We start from the raw sequence: 19,880 nt of genomic DNA, 5'->3' as shown, positions 1-19,880 counted from the left end.
CTAATAATCACCCATACTGGCCGTTTCTATCTGAGATCCAATTAGGAAACAAAGCGACGGGAGTGTTTAAATTCACTGCAAAACACATATTTTGTCAGTTTTATTTAAACTATAACCTATCTTGTAAATGGTATTGATTTCTATCCATCCACCGAGCCTAAGAAGCTTCTTTCTTAAAGACATGATCACCATATTCAATGCATTGTCACAGACGAATGAATTGGGCCATCCCATTTTTAGTAGATGGTGTTTGGTTAAATGCTCCCCTTGATGAGTGAGTAACTCTTTTAGAACTAAAAATTCACTGAGTGTGAGCTGGATGGGTTTTATCGTTGGGTGGTCGGCTAGCGAAATTCTTAGCGACCCTTTATGTAAGATTAAGTGCATAAACAAACAGCCAGTTTAATTATCATACCCGTATTATTTATTTGCTGCGATTACATGCAAGGTCAGGTTGAATATTAATCTGGCTATTATGCCTACTTAATGGGTTTTCCTTTCATATTACACATCAAACGAAACCATTTTATTTGCTGTTTTTGTATTAGTTATTTCAGTTTGTTTAAGTTCAACCTTACAACGTTCGCTTTGTGAGTTGAACGCGACTTGATTGCTAATAGGGTTTGAAGCGCAGTCAGAAGTCGGTACTTTCCCTGTCCAACGCACAGTGACATTTGCGGCCGCCGACTGAAAAGAGATAAGAGTTGCTAATACTGCTGTTGAAATAAAGATTAATGAACGCATATTTAGGCACCTTTTATTAGTGTTGTGTTGATATGCCTAGTTTGGTAGCGATAGGGCAGGTTGTAAAATAAATAGTTATAAATTCAGTTGCATTAAAACTTGAATGGTAATTTGTAGCAGAGGGAATAGTAGGAAACCAAAATAAAGGCTGGCAGTGAAAATTAAAACGGAGTGGGCGATCAAATGAAAGGGGAGGCTAATTTAAAGACGTTAAACTTGAGTGAAATCACTTAAGGACAGCGGGTTAGCCTAATGAGCCGTAGCTAGGAATAGCCACGGCATCAAATTGACCGCATTTGGATTTAACAAGAATCTAAGCTTCGTTAAAACAATATAGGCTAACAATAACTTTGAGCTTGGGTGCGCAATGCATTTTTTAGGTTCGTCGGCAGTTGTGAACGGTGTATACCCTGGATTGCACCCTCTAACGACCAAACTAACTCGATGGTTGGTTTATGGTGGGTATGCTGTTGGATAGCCTCTACAGCACCAATCGTGCCCAGGTTTTTGAGTTTCTCAATGGAGTTTATACCCGCTTTCTCAAGAAGTTGCTCAGTTGAGAATCGCATGTTGGGTAAGTCTTTGAGCCTTTCGGGAGCAGAAATATAACTGCTTCGTGATCTCTTTATTTGCTCTAGTGCGATTTCTGCTTCACATAGAGTCAAAGAATACTTGCTCCAAGGGTTTGCTGGCAACTTGTAATAATCCGCATTCTGACTTACTCCAAGTACGCTCGCATTCACCTTGGGGTAGCCCTTGTTAATAAAGTAGCCTTTTTGTGCCGGTGTTCCTCTGAGGTACAGCTCCCCACTTTTATGTAGAACGAGCAAAACGTGATCTACATAGAAGGCCGTTACGCCAAATATTTGTTTTATAGACACTCGACCTAATTGTTCCAAGCGTCTAAAAGTATGTCTGAAAAGTTGAGCCATTATTTTCACTCGATAATCATAAAAAGTGTGATCTATTGTCCAAATGTAGCCAGCAGTGAATATGGCATAAGCCAAGTTAAAAAACAGACAATGCCATTGGGCATTCCGGTTATTTAAATTCTCGATCTGCCATATCAGTTTTGTAACAGACGGTCAAAATTAAGGGGGGTCACGAAGGCGGGAGAAATTGGTATGTATAGCATCGACACAAATGTATTTTTAATGGCGACGGGTTGTAACTTTCAATCGGATATTGGCGTTCGATTTCGTCAGATTGCTATTAGAAGTTTGCACAAGGTTAATGATGATATTCTTCAAGGAGGTGAGTCCAATCGAGCGCTCGCCCATAAAGTGAAAGGCATTGCGTTATCTTGCGGGGCTACAGAGGTTGCAAGAATTTGTCTTAAATTGGAGCACTACGACGCGGTAATCAATGAAAGTGCCGGAAAAAAGATTTTGATGGATGTGTCTAACGCCATGATTCAACTTTTTGACGCTTAAGTTGGAGGATATGAACGTGTCTTTTAAAAATAAAATCATTTTCACCAACGCAACAATACTGGTTCTATTTGTGGTGTTGCTTACGTACTCCGCTATCGAAATCGTTCAGGTTTCTTCACAAAACCAATTTGAAGAGATAAAGGAGAGCATTACGGGAAATAACAAAAAGCTTCTACTTACCTTTGTGAAAGCTCAAAGTGTAACCCTTGATAAAGAGGTCGAGCTGATCACTGAGGAAGTGGAGCATGTAGCGATTGATTTTGCTCATGATTTTGTTAATGAATCGAAAAACGAGGCACTTCGTAATAAACAACTGGCTTATATCAACACAGAGCGTAAGCCTTTTATCAAAAAGGTGCTTTTTATTGACACTGAACGCAACCAAGAAGTCTCTATCACCGAAAATGGTATTGTAAGCCGCTCTATTTCTGTCGATTTTAGTCGCATGATCCACTACAAGAATTTCTATATAGGGAAAGAAGTTAAAGTGGGGCACGTCACTAAGTTTGCCATTTATATCCGTCCAGAGCACTGGGATAACGCGTTACTCAAATTTGATTTAGATTTAGAGTATTTTTCTCGTTCACTGACTTTTGAAAATATGATCGATGAATTCCAATACCGTTATTTCTTAGTAGACGACAGCGGCAAGCATATCGCGTCGAATCTACAACAGAATGTCGACCAATTGATGTCTGAAAGTGTTTTTGATGAACAAATTCAAAAGAGTGTCGGAAGCCATATCATGTCACATTACTTGGGTAGTTTTGTGGTAAGTGGCGAAAAAGGTGTTTTCAATGTCACTTTTGTTCAGAACCGTCAAACCGGTTGGAGGTTGATTTTAGTCACGCCAGAGCATGTGATTCGTTCCAGTTATGCGACCACCAAAGAGCTGGTTTTATCTGGTGATAACTCGTTGATCAAACGCCTGTTCTTTGCTTATATCCTTTTGCTTTGTCTGTTTTTAGCTATTAACTCAATCGCGGTGAATAAGATGCTGATACCTATTTCTAAATTGATCGCACAAGCTAAATATCTAAAGCAGCGTGATTTTAATAAATCCAGACATACTGTTTATAGTAATGGAGACGAAATTGAACAGCTTTCAAAGGCTTATTCTGAGGCTGGGATCCAGATTCAAAATTTGATTGAAGGGCTTGAATATGAAGTTGAAGAGCGAACGAAGCTGTACGAGATAGCAGCGCAAGAGGCGAGTGAGGCCAATAAACAGAAATCGGTGCTGCTTTCAAATGTGTCCCATGAGGTTCGCACGCCACTGAACGCGATTATTGGTTATACACATATGCTAAGCCATAGCAAAAACTTTGACGAATATCGCCATCAGCTGAACGGTATTTCGAGTGCGAGCAATACTATTTTAGGCATTGTGAATGACCTATTGGATTTTGAAAGAGTAAAAGCAGCAAGCTATTCATTAAACCCTAAATGCCTGTCAGTAATGAGTTTGATGCGCGAAATTGAAAATACGTTTTTTCCGCTTAGCGAGTCTAAACAATTGTCGCTTGATATTATATGCAATGTCGATGCTTCGACAACATTGATGATTGATGAGCTTCGTATTAAGCAAGCAATCAATAATATAGTTTCGAACGCATTGAAGTTTACAAACAAGGGAGGGGTGACAATAGAAGTTTCAACCGACGATAGAGCATTCAATATCTCCGTAAGCGATACTGGAGTCGGTATTCCCCAAGATAAATTGGATGCGGTGTTTAACGGCTTTGAACAGGTTAATCAAGAAGACCAACAGTTTGGTTTTGGCTTGGGCTTGGCGATAACTAAAACCATCGTAGAGTTAATGAAGGGTTCGTTGCGTGTTGAGAGTGTGCTCGGCACCGGTAGTACTTTTGTTATCTCACTCCCAGCTCAAGAAATTATGAATGTTCTTGAGTGTTCTAACGGTGTTGCTGAACAGGTATATAACGTTAGAGAGCGCTTAGACTGCACAAGTAAAAAAGCCTTGATCGTTGATGATGTTGAGTTCAACCGAGAAATTCTAGAGTTCCACTTAAACGAGCTAGGTTGTGAATGCATGACCGCGAATGATGGTTTGGAGGCTTTAGCACTCGCTTCTGAACATGACTTTGATGTTGTACTGACGGATATTTCAATGCCGGTTATGGATGGCATTGAGCTTGCTTCTGAGTTGGGAAAGCGTAAGCCATCGTTACCTATAATTGCCGTTACGGCACGAGCTACCATTCAAGAAGAGGCTCGAATGGACCAATACTTTTCGTGTTATCTAACCAAACCGCTCAACCCGAGCGATCTAAAGCTAAAGCTTCATTGCGCTTTATCAGGTGGTACTTGCTAACTTAGTTAAATACTCCTACCTATAACCTGAGGGTAAGCCATCTTCGGATCTTCATGTATTATTTTCATCTGTTTTTCTGAGAGTTATGGGCATTGTCATCAAGATAATGCCCAAACTGTTATGAAAATAACTATCATCCAATAAGTGTTGAGAGTAGCTGGGCATTTTCAAATTATTCAATCACAGCTTGCCCTTAGCTTTTGTTCGTATTTAATTAAAAATAAGCTAAATCACAATAACGAATAAGAAAATAAAGCTATGTTTGGAAATATTATACGTACGTTTCGTGTTAATAATGGTTTGTCTCAAACTAATTTTGTTGATGCGATTCAAAGAAGTAACTCTAACTTTAACAACCTGGACGTTGTGACACTAAGCCGTTGGGAAAGAGGAGTAACAACTCCCCACTTAAAACGTCAAAACGAGTTACTGGACCTTATTGGAGTCAACATATTTGATGTTTGGGAGGCAAACGACTCACAAACAGTTCTCACAGGGTTAACGAATAAATTTAATAATAACGGTTATATTGATATGAACATGCACGTCCAAACAGAAGTTACGGTGATTAACTCAAATAATTCATTCCTTCTTGGGAAGATTACCAAGTTAATTGATGTCATCTTTGAATATGAGGATAACGTTATGCTCAGTAATTTAGAAGATTTAGATCTGAGTAGAAAGGTAATTATTGAAAAAATAATAAATCAATATTCTGGAGAGTTAACGCTCGTCACGGTTAATGGGCAATTAATCGGACACTTATTAAGTGCTAACTATAATCTTGCAGCAGATTTTTTGGAGCAAGTCTTAGTATCTAAAGAAGATAGAGCACATTTAGTTGTTACTTTTAACTGCACTCATTATTCGTCATTTACAGACACAATGGGCAGAGAGGCGTACAAGTATCTACAAAGCTTAAATCCAGATAAAGAGCTTTATATACTACTGAAAAGCAAAAGGATTTTTGATCTGTTTTTTTCATTGGGCTGCGAGTATCGAAGTGTAAGAAGTAACGATAGATCAATGAAGGTCATGAACTTGGATTCAAAGAAAATGAAATCACAACGCACTTGGATGGATATTATTGCAAACTATAAAGGTGAAGAGAATGAATAACACAGTATTGATTGTTGACGATGTTGAACTATCGAGAGAGGTCATTAAAAATGCGGTCTCTTTATCTAATAAAAAAACATCTGTACAGTTTGCAGAAAATGCGTTCGATGCAATGAGCAAAATGCAAAACGCATCATTTGATTTGGTGATTATGGACATCATGATGCCCAATGGCGATGGATTTGAACTCTTGAGTATGATGTCGAAACAAAATGTTGAGTCTAAAATAATCATTATTTCAGGTTTGGATAAATCCATTGTTAGCTCGGTGAGTATGCTTGGAAAGCTCTATGAGTTAAATGTTGTCGCTTCACTAGAAAAGCCTATTTGGGCTAACCAAATAAGTGAGTTGGTTGATAAAGCACTTGAAGTTGAAACCATAACCAAAAGCGAGCTTGGCTTTGGTAACCGTGCAACAATCATCGATGACGATTTTCCCATCAATCTGGTTTATCAGCCGCAAGTTGTTTCGGATATAAATGTTATTTCGGGGTTTGAAGTGTTGTCACGATGGTCTGATGAAAACGGGACCTTACTTCCACCGAGCTATTTTTTGCCAGTAATTGAAGAGCTAGGAAAGCAAAAGGTTTTTACCAATATCGTGATAAATAAATTCATTCAGGACTATCATCTCCACTTCAGTGAACTTGATAAATCGTTGAGGTTCTCAATTAATATCGATCCTAATTTACTGACTGATGAATCTGTTGTCGATAATCTACTCGAGATCTATAAGCAAGGTATTGAGCATACTATCGTTGTAGAGCTGACTGAAAAGGGGCTTTCAGGCAATATTGAAAAAGAATTGTTGGCAAATATTTTACGGCTAAGGTTGAATGGTTTTGAGCTCTCTATAGATGACTTTGGGATGGAAGCATCGAATATTGAACGTATTGTCAAACTGCCTATTAGTGAGATAAAAATAGATAAAACCATTACATGGGGACTTTGCCATAACATTGATTACATGCAAAAAATCGATGAAGTTAAGAAGCTCGTTTCGGTAAAAAACGCACGTATTATCTATGAGGGTGTTGAAAATAAAGACACCTGTGCATTTCTGGAAACTCTAGGCGGCTTTAACCAACAAGGTTTTCTTCATGGGGTTCCATCACTACCTGAAATTGCAGTTGAGATGCTCGCAGAGCAAAAGGAGCTAGATTACGTCGCTTCTGAATATACTTCTAATCATTAACAACGTATTAGGGTAACGAGCCAAAGCCAACTCAATGGGCTTTGGCTCTTTTTATTACTTACCACACACCGAACAATTAGGCATCTTTATTAAATTCATTTCACGCCAGCTGTGAGACATGGCATCGAGAATCAAAAGTTTGCCTTGCTTTGGTTGTCCAAACTTGGCAATAACCTTGATAGCTTCCAAAGCCTGAGCCGCGCCTACCATGCCTACAACAGGTGCCATCACACCGGCTTCAACACAGCTTAGAGCAGCGTTGCCGAATAGAGCACTCAAGCACTGGTAACAAGGTGCATTTTCATCTTGATAAGTGAATACGCTAATCTGACCTTCCATGCGAATCGCAGCGCCCGATACTAGAGGCGTTATTGATGCGTAACACAAACGGTTAAGTTGATTGCGCGTTTCAACGTTGTCACTGGCATCAAGAACAAGAGAGTGTGCTTCGATCAAACTTGCTAGCGCTTCGTCATCAAGCCTGTGATCGACAGTTGCAATCGTCAGATGAGGGTTCAATACCTGCAAAGACTCAGCGGCAGAATCGACCTTCTTCTTACCAATGTCAGCATCGGTGTGAAGCACTTGTCGCTGCAAGTTTGAAAGCTCGACAATATCATCGTCGATCAGTGTTAGCTTACCAATTCCCGCAGTCGCGAGGTATTGAGCAGAGGCACAGCCTAAACCACCCGCACCTAACACCAAAATCGAGCTCTGTTTCAGCGCTTCTTGACCCTCAAAATCAAACTGCTTGAGAATGATCTGGCGGTTATAGCGAAGCATCTCTGCGTCAGACAGTATTTCCATCAGCAAGCCTCGTTAGTAAAGCGTGGAGTTAAACAGTTGAATCTGAACCGTTTCACCGACTTCAACACGGCCACGTTCGCGCTCTAGTACCACAAAGCAGTTTGCTAAGCTCATTGAGCGGAAAGCGCCAGAGCTTTGGTTACCTGTTGTTTCTACTACAAACTTACCGTTTTCAATCGAGTAGATGCCACGTTGGTAATCAGTACGGCCTGGGCCTTTTTTGAATGCAGATTTAGTGATAGCAGGAATCGACTCTGGTGCTGTCCATGCTGTGTGACCAGCTAATTTAGCCAGCATAGGCTGAACTAACACATACATAGTCATCATTGCAGACACTGGGTTACCCGGTAGGCCACAGAACCAAGCGTTGTCTAGCTCACCAAATGCGAATGGTTTACCTGGTTTGATTGCTAGTTTCCAAAAGCCGATTTCGCCAAGCTCTTCAAGAATGTCTTTGGTGTAATCAGCTTCGCCGACACTTACGCCACCAGAAGTGACAACTACGTCTGCCAGTTCTTGCGCTTTTACAAAGGTTTCTTTAAGCGTTGCAGGGCAATCAGGAATAATACCTAGGTCAATTGCTTCGCAACCAAACGCTTCAATCAGTGGTTTGATACCGTAGCGGTTGCTGTCGTAGATCTGACCATCTTCAAGAGGCTGACCTAATGGCTTGAGCTCATCGCCAGTAGAGAAGAAAGCGACTTTAGGTTTGTGTGCCACAGTTACATGACTCACACCGAGCGAAGCAATCATTGGAATGTCACGAGGTGTTAAACGTTCGCCACGGCTAAGAACGATATCGCCTTGCTTGATGTCGTCACCGGTAGGGCGAATGTTATTGTTCAGCTTGATGTCGTCTTGCTGAATCTCAATGCCAGCGTCAGTTTCAGCAGTGTTTTCTTGCATGATTACGACGTCACAACCTTCCGGGATCTTTGCGCCAGTCATAATGCGAATACAGGTGTTTGCTGGCCATTCACCTTCAAAAGGCTGACCCGCAAAAGATTTACCCGCTAATGGCAGTACTTTACCGTTCTCTAGGTCTGCTAAACGCAGCGCGTAACCGTCCATTGCTGAGTTATCAAAAGGAGGTACAAAAATAGGGGAGAGTATGTCTTCAGCAAGAACGTAGCCCAAAGCATCTGCCAATGGCAGAGTTAGAGTCGTTTGAATAGGTTTGATTGGTGACAGCAGCTTATCTAGTGCTTCTTCAATTGGCATTAAGCCCGGAGCGTCGCAACAGCCCATAATTGAAATCCTTTGATCGTTATTGTTTTGATTTTGTGGTTGGCAATGGTGGTTCAATAATGATTAAAACACGCTTTTCGTCAACGAAATTGAAGCCACTTTAGCACAGTTTAGCCCCCGTAAATAATGACCTCCCTTAAAATATGGGTGTATTTATTCAAAATTCCGAGTATCCTTGTTTGCCATCCAGAAGGGGTAACAAAAGAGGAAGTTCAATGTCAGGTCTTAGCGAATCAGCGAAGTTGGTTAAAGATGCGCTAGCAAGCCGCGGTCTAGAGACGCCAATGAGTCCTAACCAGGTTAGCCGAGAAGAGAAAAAGGAACGAATCGAGCACCATATGCGTGAGATTCTCACTCTACTCGAACTTGATCTTACGGATGATAGTCTGGAAGAAACACCGCAACGTATTGCTAAAATGTACGTGGATGAAATTTTCTCTGGTTTGGATTACGCCAATTTCCCTAAAATTACGGTAATCGAAAACAAGATGGGCGTTCGTGAGATGGTACGAGTAAAAGACATTACCGTGACCAGTACTTGTGAGCACCACTTAGTGACGATTGATGGTAAGACTGCGGTCGCTTATATCCCTCGTGGGAAAATCATCGGCCTTTCAAAGATTAACCGTATTGTTCGATTCTTTGCTCAGCGCCCACAAGTTCAAGAACGTATGACGCAGCAGATCCTTGTTGCACTGCAAACGCTACTCGAAACTGATGACGTTGCTGTCACCATGGATGCGGTTCACTACTGCGTGAAATCACGCGGTGTAATGGACGCGACTAGCGAAACGACAACAACAGCTCTGGGCGGTATCTTCAGATCAAACCCAGCAACGCGCCACGAATTCTTACACGGCCTGCGTTAATACGTTTCGTTATTGGATGCACGTCATTTAGCCTTTGTAAATTGAAGTTCGTTGAAAATATTCTAAGCCTCGCTTTATGCGGGGCTTTTTTACGCCTGCAATGAAGTCAACTGTAATGGCTGAGAATGCTGTTATTCCCTAAAGTGAAGAATGAGCGACTTATTCACTTTCGCCATTCCCTAAAGTGAGGAATGAACGTAATAGGGAATCTGTTGCGGCCAAGCAGAAAAAGCACGCTCTATATCTTAACGTTTGTTGAAAGCATATAGAGCGTAACTAGAATCAGTCGCTGGTGGAGTGCTTAAGAAAGGTTAAACAAACGCTTTAAGTGGTGAACAATACCGGATGGCTTGTTCTCGGCTTGATAGATGCTCAAACCATCGTAAAAACTCGCCATGAACTCTACGCGAATCTCATCATCACTGCTTCTCGATATACGAGACAGTAGCGTAGCGGCTACAGCTGCGTGATCATTGGCTAGGCTGTAATCCATTCCTAGTCGTCCTTGAATGAACAACCACAAATGCGTGACTAGTTTTAACTGTTGAGCGTTAGAGTTTTGAAACTTGTCGCTGTGCTCAGTTCCCACTGTATTATCGAATACATTTTGCATCGCCTCATTCGCTTCTTTATTGCTTTCAAAGCGATAGCTTGCATCGATATGTTCCTTGGTTAGCAAGCCAAGCAACGTCTGACGTGCAGAGTTCTCCGGCTTGTTCTCGCAAGCGTGTTTAAACAAAGCGTGGTTTTCATCAATAAATGACGACAGCTCTTTCTCGTAGCCTGTCGAGAGCGCTTTGACTGAACCTAAACCTGCTTCTTTTAAACACTGGTGAAGCTTGGTTCTAGCTTGTTGTTTGGCTTTGATTTCTTGCTGCGCGTCGGCTTGCTGCTTGGCTTCTTCTTGCAGGCTAGCTTCTGTTTGCGAATTATTCGGGGTTGGACGCTCAGTCATTACTCTGTAGCTCTTCCCACGTTACTTCTGCCGATTGAGTATCGCTGTTAATGAAAGCAGAGTTACCCGTCAGCATGACTGAAAGATCCATCGTACGTTGTGTCATCGCTGCTAGCTGCTCAATACCATCGTTGTCTAGACGAACGATCTGAGCTTTTAGGTAGCCGAATTTACCTTTGTTCTGCTCCCACCAAACGTTTGATTTAGTGTTGAAGCTGAATACGCGTACTGATTTAGATAGGCGAGTTGCCTTCTTAACACGCTCTGGATCAGGTTCGCCTACATCAACCCATTCTAGGATTTGATCGTCTAACGACTTCTGCCATAAATCGGGTTCTTCAATGCTAGACAACCCTTTAGTGAACTCAAGTTCAGGAGACGCATTGATACAGAAAGCCATGATTCGAGCCATCATTCGCTGTTCTGTTTCAGAAGGGTGTTGTGCAACCGTTAGATTGAAAGAGTCGTAATAGTCGCGATTCATATCGGTTAAAGAGATACGAAACTTGTAGATTGTGGGTTTAAGAGCCATTGAGAGGGTGTCTTAGGTAGAAATAGTGAAGGGGAATATTACCTTAAATCTCTGAATAGCGGGTAAAAAAATAGCCAGCAGAGGCTGGCTATTTTTAGAAAGCTTTAAAATACTAAATTAAAGTACTTTGATGCTGTCAGCTTGTGGGCCTTTTTGACCTTGAGATACTACGAACTCAACTTTTTGGCCTTCAGCAAGAGTTTTGAAACCGTCGCCAGTGATAGCAGAGAAGTGTGCGAATACGTCTGGGCCGTTTTCTTGTTGAATGAAGCCGAAGCCTTTAGTTTCGTTGAACCATTTTACTGTACCAGTAACTGTGTTAGACATGATGATATCCTAAAATTAAATTTTTATTTTGAGCCAATTGTGGCACTGATAGCGTGGAAAAGTTTATTGCTATTGCGTACAACACAACGGGGTTACTAGTAATCCAACGAAATGTTTATATACAAAGAACTTTCTTTCTAGCCGGGAACGAGTCTAAATCAAATCAGGGGATAGTCAATCGAATACATAGGGAAAGGTTGCAGAAACTTGGGGGTAGTCAAACTTTGCATTCCTTAAATATCATGGAGTTACAGTTGTATGGTGATTTGTTGTAGTTTTTGTGAAAAAGGTGGTCGAAATTGATGACGAATTTGGAGTCAATGCACTGTTTTAGCGCATTCATTTTTGCAAATTTAAAGCCGCTAACTGGGCGTTGAGCCCACTTTTAACGGCTTATATTTATAAATGTCGTTGTAAGGTAAGTGCCTTTACTTGAACGAGGTCTCGGCTACTTTTTCAAGCGGTACAGGTTGCCATTATCAGTGCTGAAGAAGATGTCTCCGTTTGGTGAAGTTTCGATGTCTCTTACCCTTTCGCCCAAGTCCTCTAAAATGCGTTCTTCCTCGATTGCCTCACCTTGTTCATTGACTGTCACAATATTGATGTGAGTAAGTTTTAGTGCGCCAGCCAGCAGTTTGCCTTTCAGCTCTGGGTATTTGTCTCCTTGGTAAACAATCAAACTGCCCGGAGCGATTGAAGGAACATAGACTTTTTTTGGCGCTTCAATACCATCTTTGGTTTCCGATTCGCCAACGCTGATAGGGCCCCAATACTCTTTTCCGTGTGAGGTGACAGGCCACCCATAGTTGGCACCCGCTTTTATTAGGTTAATTTCATCACCACCGCGAGGGCCGTGTTCAATCGACCAAAGCTTTTGAGTCGGGAAATCGTAATACAGACCTTGTGGATTACGATGGCCAAAGCTCCAAATTTCATTGAGCACTTTGTTGTTATCCGTGAATGGGTTATCGCTTGGTGTGCTTCCATCGGCATTCAGTCGTAATATTGATCCGGCGTGAGTCATGGTGTCTTGGCCGTTGTCTCGATCACCACGGTCGCCGATTGAAAAATACAGGTGGCTATCATCAAAGGTGATACGGCTACCAAAGTGACGTCCGGTGTCCGTTCTAGATTTAGATACAAACACATCTGTCCAATTGATGACTTCATTATTGCTGTAATTAGCAGAAGCCAGTGTTGTTACGCCTTCATCATCGATGTCTTTACTGTAAGTGACGTAGAACTTTCCGTTTTCAAAAGGGGAAAGTGCGATATCTAATAATCCACCTTGGCCTTTCGCCCATACATTGGGCAGCCTGAAGAGTGTGTGTTGATCGCCAGTTTTTAAATCGACATGTTTAATGACGCCTGATTTTTCTGTGACTAGCATGGACTTATCGTTGACATAAGCCAGTCCCCAAGGGATCACGAGTCCGTCGGTGATCTTCTCTGCCTGCCAAGCAAAGGCTGACGTTACAGGACCTGAGGCAAGCAGCGCCAAAGCACATGAAAAAATACGGTGATGAGTGTTCATTGAAGTCCCTTGATTATGAGCATCTAGTGTTAGTCTAGCGCTTGTGGCCGATAGGCGGAAAGCCGAGGTTGCTGAAAAGTGACTATTCACATATTTAGTTGAACGCCTATTGTATGATTATACAAGCTCACGTATGTTTACTCTGCCTTTCTCTATTTGATCCTGTCGGAGCATTATGAACAACTCACCAGCAGCATTTTCGCTATTTTCTCAGTTTTTATGTTGTGAGTTAGATACGCACGATTTTTCTTCGAACGGACCTATTAAACGATGAGTCGTGGATTTGATTTTAAATCGATCTTACTTGCGTGTTTGGTCATCAGTATCGGCCAGCTCAGTATGGGCTTGGTGTTTCCTTCTTTACCTTGGATCGCCAAAGACTTTGATGTCTCGCTAGAGCAAGCTCAGCTTTTGGTGAGTGTGTATTTATTGGGCTTTGGTTCTTCCCAGTTTATTTATGGCCCTATTTCCGATGCTTTGGGACGCAAGAAGGTACTGCTAAGCGGTTTGTTGATTGCCATGCTTGGGTTATTGATGATCATCTTCTTCAGCCATTCGTTTACTAGCATGGTGATGGGGCGATTCCTGCAAGGCTTAGGAACCGGTTGTTGCGCGGTACTTGCTCGTGCTTCTACGCGAGACAGATTCAGTGGGGCAGACTTGCCTTTGGCTATGTCTTATATTGCGATGGTTGCGTCTATAACACCTTTGATCGCGCCCGTTATCGGTGGATTCATTAACTTCCATTTTGGCTGGAGCATGGTGTTTATCTCGCTACTTGGCTATGTCTCATTAGCTTGGGTGGTGTTAGCGTTCAAATTTAAGGAAACCGTCACTCAGGTTTCGGCGATCCCTTCGCCTAAGAGAATGGTTTCTCAATATAAAGAGCTACTCACTTCTCGTTATTTTATGAGCTTTGCGAGTATCGGTTGGCTTAACTTTAGCTTGATGATCACTACTGTGTCAGTGATGCCGTTTATCATGCAAAATCAGATTGGCATGACGTCAGATGAATACGCGATGTGGGCGGTGATTCCTGCATTAGGCATGCTTGGCGGAACAAGCTTATGTAACCGTATTCGCCCTATGCTGGGCAACAAGAAAACTCTGTTATGCACTCCTGTATTGCACGTTGATGCGGCCTTGTGGCTGTTCTTCTGTCCACTCGAACCTTTGTATCTCATGCTTGGCCAGTTCTTGATGATCCTTGGTAATGGTATTGCGTTACCTTGTGCTCAGGCGTTAGTGATGTTGCCTTATAAGAAGAACGCTGGCGCGGCGGCTGCGATGTCTGGTGGCGGGCAGATGGTGGTGTCTTCAATGGTGAGCATGGGACTGGTTCAGTTAGGACTAGGAGAAGCGTGGCATCTATCGCTTGTCATCATGTTGTTCACACTGATTACCCTGTTTAATATTTTACGTGGTTTCAGTAGTCAAGAAGCGAGAGAGTCCCAGCTTAGCTAGTTATTTAATTATTTAGCTAGCTAGTGAGTGAAAAACGAAAAGGCCATTGAAGTTTAGGATTTCAATGGCCTTTATTATGCTTAGAGCTTAGAGCTTAGAGCTTAGAGCTTAGAGCTTAGAGCTTAGAGCTTAGACTGAAATGCCCGAACTATTCACAGACGACTGCAACCTTCTCACTTGCTGCAGTATTGGCTGGCACTGGATGATCGATCAGTCGGATAGGGGACTCATACAGTGCTGACAAAGCCTCTTCATCGAGTAACTTATCCGCGCTGCCTTCGAACGCAATCTGACCTTTTTTCAGGGCGACAATATGCGTCGCGTAACGAAGCGCTAGGTTCAAATCGTGTAAAATAACGATCACCCCAACATCTTCTTTTTTGTTGAGTTCAGACAGTAAGCCCATTAGCTGAAATTGATGATGAACATCCAGTGCAGAAGTCGGTTCATCAAGGATCAATACCGGTGACTGTTGAGCTAGTAACATAGAGACCCACGCTCGTTGACGTTCACCACCAGATAAGTCATCCGCTAATGCTTGTGAGAATTCAGTAACACCGGTTCTTTCCATTGCTTGCTGGATGATCGACTTATCTTCTGAATTCCAACGGCCTAGTGCGCCTCTCCATGGGAAACGCCCTAAACGAACCAGCTCTTCGACAGTTAAGCCAGCAGAAGCGGGGAGTTTTTGCGGTAAATAAGCAATCTGCTTGGCTAAGTCTTTGCTTTTGAATGAAGAGAGGGAAGCGCCGTCTAGTTCCACGCTGCCATGATCTGGTGACATCTGCCCTGAGAGTAAATTAACGAGTGTAGATTTACCCGAACCATTATGGCCAAGAACGACGGTCAGTTCGTTGGTCGGAATCGAGAGGTCTTCGATTGAGAGAATCGTTCGTTCATCACGAACAATTTTGATGTTTGAAAGCTGAAACATGTCAGTCCTGTGCCTAGACCAATAAAGCGCTTCAGTGAAATTAAACGAGCTTTATTGGCTTTTAAAAATAGAGGGTGTTATTGAGCTGTTTTTTTGTTGTCGGGATGTCTTGGGCAATCGTCGCAATACTTTCTAGAGTCGCACTTATAAACTAAGCAGCAGCTGATTCTGATCAGTTTTAGCATCCCCGAATCAGCGTCTATTTTAAGGCTGTTTAAATGATTTTCAGGTAACTGGCATGCTTCTAACCAAAGCTTAGCTTGTTCAGTGATATAATCGTTGGTTAGGCTCGGTTCGTGCTGCTGTAGTTTTATCAAGCTGCCTAATAATAGATCAGCAAGTAGATGATTGGTAAACCCCGGACGAATACGTGTCCACTCACTAATCTGGCTACGATAAAACTCTGTGAGTGCAAGAATAGCTTCGCCTGCTTGTGGAATCAGTTCTTCTGGTGAACCGTGTTGATGATCACCATTAAAGAAACGGTAGCCTGTGACAAATTCTTTGTACCTAAACTGGCCGATGTTCTTAATATCAGGCAGTGAATGAAGGCCGTAGATAGATATAAAGGTCACGTAGATTGGTTGCCAGCAAACCAGATCCCACGTTCGGGTTAACCAATAGGCTTTGCCTGCTTCAGGGTGGCTCTGCGCAAGGCCATCGTAAACTCGTTTGATTTCTTTATGGCTATCATCATTCGTTATTGCAATGCTCTTGCTATGCAGAACACCAAAGCTTCCACTTAAATAAGGTGTCACTTGTTTTGAGTGAGCGAAGATTTTCTGATGTAGAGACGGGGCTCTCCGACGAGTGATAATATTGTGCAGCTGGGAAAGCATCATAAACCATTAAATGAGAATCAGTAGCGTTATCATAACGGACATAATCGAGGATAACCATACAAAATGGAGCATCTACTCGGTGCCTCTATCTTTTAGTCATTTTATAGAACACACATGAGCGCTTCTTTTTTTGAGTGATAAAAGCCGTTTTAAATGATAAAAGTATTGGTGAATCGAATATGTCGCTGTCAACTATAGAGAATATGAAAGCTTAAATATGAACACACCTGCATTTGGTCGTATCAGTCGCGTTTTAACCTATATCCATTCGAACCTTAGCTCCTCGCTATCGTTAGAAGATATTGCGACACAAAGCTGTTGGTCTCGTTGGCAGCTTCAGAGAGTGTTTCAAGCCGAAACAGGGCTTACTGTGGCTAACTATGTGAGAGAGCTAAAGTTAAGCCAAGCTGCAGAACACCTGCTTGATGGAAAAGATCGCGTGATAGATATTGCTCTTGGGCTCGGGTTCAATTCAGAAATAAGCTTTAGCCGCTCGTTTAAGCAGATGTTTGGGTCTAGCCCAAGTCAGTATAGAAAAGCAGGCAAAAGAGTCGGGCTAAGAAAGCCGATACAAGTATCTGAAACAGCGAGTACTTCTGAAAAAGGGGCGTTAAGCTTTGTGGAAGTGCGCATTGATGAAAGAGAGTCTTTCCTAGTGAAAGGCATGACATCAGAAATCAGTGGTCTGTTTTCACTCACGCAAGACTTCGCTCAGAAAGTCCCTCAGCTATGGTCACGTTTAGAAGGTGAAGTTGAGATCCCTGACGACAACGTGCTCCAGTTCATTGGCGTGGTTGACCTGACTCAGTCTTGCTTTGACGGGACTAATATTCACTATTGGGCAGGGGTAGAACTTCAGGAAGGAATTTCAATCCCGCAATTACCGAGTATTATCTCTGAAAGATTAGAGGTACTGACGGTTCCTAAGCAAACTTATGCTGTAGTGAAGCACTGTGGTCCAATTGAGAATTTACGACACACCTTGAGTTGGTTTGTGCTGAATTGGATGCCAAGTTCAGGTTATCGTGGCGTCGATGGATATGAGCTTGAAGTGTACCCGTTTGCCTATCAAGCACATGCCTCTGACGCTGAAATGGAGTACTGGGTTCCTATTATTAAATCGTAGTCATATTCCCGCTCACTCTCTTCTAGCAAAGCCTTCCTATCAATAGGGTCAATTGTCTTTTTAATCGTCAATTGACCGTTTTCGACTAAAAATAGGTCAAGTTCTTTTTGAATTTGCACCAAATTGTTAATTATCCCACCTCTAGATACATACAATGCAAATGAGATTTATTATTATTTATATTAAGCATTGGTACCGAGGGAATTATGACCACTCACACTCGTTTTAAGTATTCATCATTGGCAGTAGCGTTGCTGACTGCGTTTTCAGCGCAAGCATTGGCGGAAGAAACCGTTACTGCGGCAGATTCGAATATAGAAACTGTCACTATTATGGGTAAAGCCTATCGTAATACAGCCACAAAATCGGCACTTGAGCCGGAAGAAACACCTCAAGGTATTACAGTCATTGATGAAGAACAGTTAGAGCAACGAGGTGTAAAGTCTCTTAACCAAGCGCTTAGATACGCGCCGGGTGTTGTGACTGAGCAAAAGGGCGCATCAGTAACCATGTACGATACGTTCTCGATTCGTGGGTTTAGTAACAATCAGAGTTACTACGATGGCTTGATTCTGCCGTTCCTGACTGGATGGAACCTGCAACCTCAGATCGACCCTATTGCGATTCAGCAAGTTGAGGTGTTTAAAGGCCCTACGTCTGTGTTGTATGGATCGATGCCGCCGGGTGGTATGGTCAACATGATCGCGAAGGCACCGCAAGAAGACGGGTCGACAAAAGTGGGTGTATCTACAGGCTCAAGAAACTTGATGGAAGCGTCAATTGATACTTCAGGTCAGTTAGGTGACAGTGACTTTTCATATCGTTTAGTTGCACTCGCTCGTAAACAAGACAGCCAAGTTGATAACGCTGAAGAAGAGCGTTATGTGATTGCTCCATCGCTAGATTGGCAGGTATCTGATCGAACACTTATTAACTTCAATCTTTACTATCAGAATGATCCGTCAATGGGTACTAACTCTGCAATGCCGCTCGAAGTATTGAAGGCAAGTGATCCATCTGTGTCGATGGGCGACAAGAACTGGAGTACTTTTGAACGTGAAGTCTTGATGTTAGGTTACAAAATTAACCACCAAATCAATGACAACTGGACTTTCCTTCAGAACGCTCGTTATTCCGATGCGTCGCTATATCAAGAAAACACCTACCATCGCGGTACGAATTTTAACGCCGCAACTGGTAGCTTAATTCGAAATGTGTATAGCACGGATGAAGACTCTCAAAGCTTTGTTATCGACAACCAAGTATCAGGTCGCGTCGAGGTTGCTGGGCTAGAGCATAACTTATTGTTTGGTCTCGATTACCTAAAACTGACGGGCGACTCTTTGTATCAAGAGTTCACCGCGAACGCTGGTTTCTACGGATTTAACGCATACAACCCAAATAATGACTTGCTTGATAAGAGTCAGCTACAAGAGAATTATCGTGAATCACATGACATCACGACCGAGCAACTGGGCTTGTATTTCCAAGATCAAGTTCGCTACGACGCGCTGGTTTTACTTGCTGGTGGACGTTACGACATGTTCAAAGCGAGTGACGAAAAAACGAGCATTTATCCAACAAGCGATGGCACAGAAAAAGCGGATCACAATCAGTTCTCTTACCGCGTAGGTGCTTTGTATGAGTTAGATAATGGCATCTCTCCATTTGTAAGTTACGCGACGAGTTTTGAACCAGCTGCTGGTACCGATATTAACGGTAACTCTTTAAAACCTCAGCTGGGTGAGCAAGTCGAACTAGGTGTGAAATACCTGTCTGCTGATATGGCACAGCAACTTACAGCATCATACTTTTACATTACTAAGAAAGATTCAATTGCTGCCGATCCATCGGATCCAACGTATCGCTCTAAGATTCAGTTAGGCGAAGTGCGTTCTCAAGGTGTCGAAGTCGAAGGCAGATGGTTTGTAACGGAAGATTGGGATGTGAACGCGAGCTATACATACGTCGATATGGAAGTAACGGAAGATGCAAACCCTGACCTTGAAGGAACGACACCAATCTATGTACCGACACATGCCGCTAATCTATGGAGCAATTACTATGTCTATGGTGGTGCTTTATCGGGAACTCGCTTCAGTGCAGGTGCTCGTTACATGGGTGAAATGGAGATGGATGCAACGAATACTCAAGGAAAAGTACCATCATATACGGTTGTCGATTTATCCGTAGGTTATGACCTAGGGGAAGCAAGTGAAACTCTGTCAGGTGCAACGGCTAACTTGCTGGTTAACAACCTGTTTAATGAAGAGTACTACACCTGCTACGACCAATCGAACTGTTGGTTCGGTGCAGAGCAGTCAGTAGAACTCAGCGTGAACTACGAGTTCTAATTCATTTGAATACATAAATCTAAGCAGCCTGTGTAGGCTGCTTTTGTCGTTAAATAAACAAT

Annotated in this window: 19 protein-coding genes; 8 read left to right on the top strand and 11 right to left on the bottom strand. The window is 42.4% G+C overall.

Features of this window, described 5'->3' with window-relative positions; all coding sequences use genetic code 11:
• Window positions 1-72: 72 nt before the first annotated feature.
• The 3 genes from AB6D93_RS22120 to AB6D93_RS22110 form a co-directional block, all read right to left on the bottom strand.
• A complete protein-coding gene (locus AB6D93_RS22120) occupies window positions 73-387 on the bottom strand; it encodes a helix-turn-helix domain-containing protein (RefSeq protein WP_017061716.1) in 315 nt (104 codons plus the stop codon).
• Window positions 388-504: 117 nt separating this feature from the next.
• Complete coding sequence (locus AB6D93_RS22115; RefSeq protein WP_017061717.1) at window positions 505-744, bottom strand: hypothetical protein; 240 nt, start codon at window positions 742-744, stop codon at window positions 505-507.
• A 338-nt stretch (window positions 745-1,082) separates the two neighbouring features.
• On the bottom strand, window positions 1,083-1,676 hold the full coding sequence (locus AB6D93_RS22110) for a TfoX/Sxy family DNA transformation protein (RefSeq protein WP_065583723.1): 594 nt from the start codon (window positions 1,674-1,676) through the stop codon (window positions 1,083-1,085).
• A gap of 192 nt (window positions 1,677-1,868) precedes the next feature.
• Here AB6D93_RS22110 and AB6D93_RS22105 point away from each other — a divergent pair, with 192 nt between their 5' ends.
• From AB6D93_RS22105 to AB6D93_RS22090, 4 genes are all read left to right on the top strand, one after another.
• Entirely contained in the window at window positions 1,869-2,177 is a 309-nt protein-coding gene (locus tag AB6D93_RS22105; protein ID WP_017061719.1) for an Hpt domain-containing protein, read from the top strand.
• A gap of 10 nt (window positions 2,178-2,187) precedes the next feature.
• Window positions 2,188-4,512, top strand: coding sequence for an ATP-binding protein (locus tag AB6D93_RS22100; protein ID WP_102333685.1), 2,325 nt, complete (start codon window positions 2,188-2,190; stop codon window positions 4,510-4,512).
• A gap of 258 nt (window positions 4,513-4,770) precedes the next feature.
• Window positions 4,771-5,631: a helix-turn-helix transcriptional regulator gene (locus AB6D93_RS22095; protein ID WP_102333684.1), complete on the top strand. Its 861-nt coding sequence runs from the start codon at window positions 4,771-4,773 to the stop codon at window positions 5,629-5,631.
• Window positions 5,624-6,826, top strand: coding sequence for an EAL domain-containing protein (locus AB6D93_RS22090; protein WP_102333683.1), 1,203 nt, complete (start codon window positions 5,624-5,626; stop codon window positions 6,824-6,826). The genes AB6D93_RS22095 and AB6D93_RS22090 overlap by 8 nt, the downstream gene beginning before the upstream one ends.
• A gap of 54 nt (window positions 6,827-6,880) precedes the next feature.
• Here AB6D93_RS22090 and moeB read toward each other — a convergent pair whose 3' ends face one another.
• Both moeB and moeA read right to left on the bottom strand, forming a co-directional pair.
• Complete coding sequence (moeB, locus tag AB6D93_RS22085) at window positions 6,881-7,633, bottom strand: molybdopterin-synthase adenylyltransferase MoeB (protein WP_102333682.1); 753 nt, start codon at window positions 7,631-7,633, stop codon at window positions 6,881-6,883.
• A 12-nt stretch (window positions 7,634-7,645) separates the two neighbouring features.
• Window positions 7,646-8,881, bottom strand: a complete 1,236-nt coding sequence (moeA, locus tag AB6D93_RS22080; RefSeq protein WP_102333681.1) for a molybdopterin molybdotransferase MoeA — start codon at window positions 8,879-8,881, stop codon at window positions 7,646-7,648.
• A 215-nt stretch (window positions 8,882-9,096) separates the two neighbouring features.
• Between moeA and folE the strand changes: the two genes are divergently transcribed.
• Window positions 9,097-9,750, top strand: coding sequence for a GTP cyclohydrolase I FolE (gene folE / locus AB6D93_RS22075; protein WP_017061725.1), 654 nt, complete (start codon window positions 9,097-9,099; stop codon window positions 9,748-9,750).
• A gap of 301 nt (window positions 9,751-10,051) precedes the next feature.
• Here folE and AB6D93_RS22070 read toward each other — a convergent pair whose 3' ends face one another.
• From AB6D93_RS22070 to AB6D93_RS22055, 4 genes are all read right to left on the bottom strand, one after another.
• Complete coding sequence (locus AB6D93_RS22070; RefSeq protein ID WP_240799494.1) at window positions 10,052-10,705, bottom strand: hypothetical protein; 654 nt, start codon at window positions 10,703-10,705, stop codon at window positions 10,052-10,054.
• Window positions 10,698-11,237, bottom strand: coding sequence for a YaeQ family protein (locus AB6D93_RS22065; RefSeq protein ID WP_017061727.1), 540 nt, complete (start codon window positions 11,235-11,237; stop codon window positions 10,698-10,700). The genes AB6D93_RS22070 and AB6D93_RS22065 overlap by 8 nt, the downstream gene beginning before the upstream one ends.
• Before the next feature lie 117 nt (window positions 11,238-11,354).
• Complete coding sequence (locus tag AB6D93_RS22060) at window positions 11,355-11,564, bottom strand: cold-shock protein (protein ID WP_010430417.1); 210 nt, start codon at window positions 11,562-11,564, stop codon at window positions 11,355-11,357.
• A 448-nt stretch (window positions 11,565-12,012) separates the two neighbouring features.
• Entirely contained in the window at window positions 12,013-13,098 is a 1,086-nt protein-coding gene (locus tag AB6D93_RS22055) for a PQQ-dependent sugar dehydrogenase (protein WP_102333680.1), read from the bottom strand.
• 270 nt (window positions 13,099-13,368) lie between these two features.
• Between AB6D93_RS22055 and AB6D93_RS22050 the strand changes: the two genes are divergently transcribed.
• Window positions 13,369-14,562: a multidrug effflux MFS transporter gene (locus tag AB6D93_RS22050; protein WP_102333679.1), complete on the top strand. Its 1,194-nt coding sequence runs from the start codon at window positions 13,369-13,371 to the stop codon at window positions 14,560-14,562.
• 148 nt (window positions 14,563-14,710) lie between these two features.
• Here the strand turns inward: AB6D93_RS22050 and AB6D93_RS22045 are convergent, their stop codons facing one another.
• Entirely contained in the window at window positions 14,711-15,496 is a 786-nt protein-coding gene (locus tag AB6D93_RS22045; protein WP_102333678.1) for an ABC transporter ATP-binding protein, read from the bottom strand.
• Window positions 15,497-15,573: 77 nt separating this feature from the next.
• Window positions 15,574-16,335, bottom strand: coding sequence for a siderophore ferric iron reductase (locus AB6D93_RS22040; protein ID WP_102333677.1), 762 nt, complete (start codon window positions 16,333-16,335; stop codon window positions 15,574-15,576).
• A 220-nt stretch (window positions 16,336-16,555) separates the two neighbouring features.
• Here AB6D93_RS22040 and AB6D93_RS22035 point away from each other — a divergent pair, with 220 nt between their 5' ends.
• Together AB6D93_RS22035 and AB6D93_RS22030 are read left to right on the top strand one after the other, a co-directional pair.
• Window positions 16,556-17,464: an AraC family transcriptional regulator gene (locus tag AB6D93_RS22035; RefSeq protein ID WP_017086415.1), complete on the top strand. Its 909-nt coding sequence runs from the start codon at window positions 16,556-16,558 to the stop codon at window positions 17,462-17,464.
• 206 nt (window positions 17,465-17,670) lie between these two features.
• On the top strand, window positions 17,671-19,818 hold the full coding sequence (locus AB6D93_RS22030) for a TonB-dependent siderophore receptor (RefSeq protein ID WP_102333676.1): 2,148 nt from the start codon (window positions 17,671-17,673) through the stop codon (window positions 19,816-19,818).
• Window positions 19,819-19,880: the final 62 nt, after the last annotated feature.

It is taken from the genome of Vibrio sp. 10N.247.310.23 (assembly GCF_041467155.1).
Lineage (GTDB): Bacteria > Pseudomonadota > Gammaproteobacteria > Enterobacterales > Vibrionaceae > Vibrio > Vibrio crassostreae_C.
This window is presented reverse-complemented; position numbering and strand designations above follow the sequence as displayed.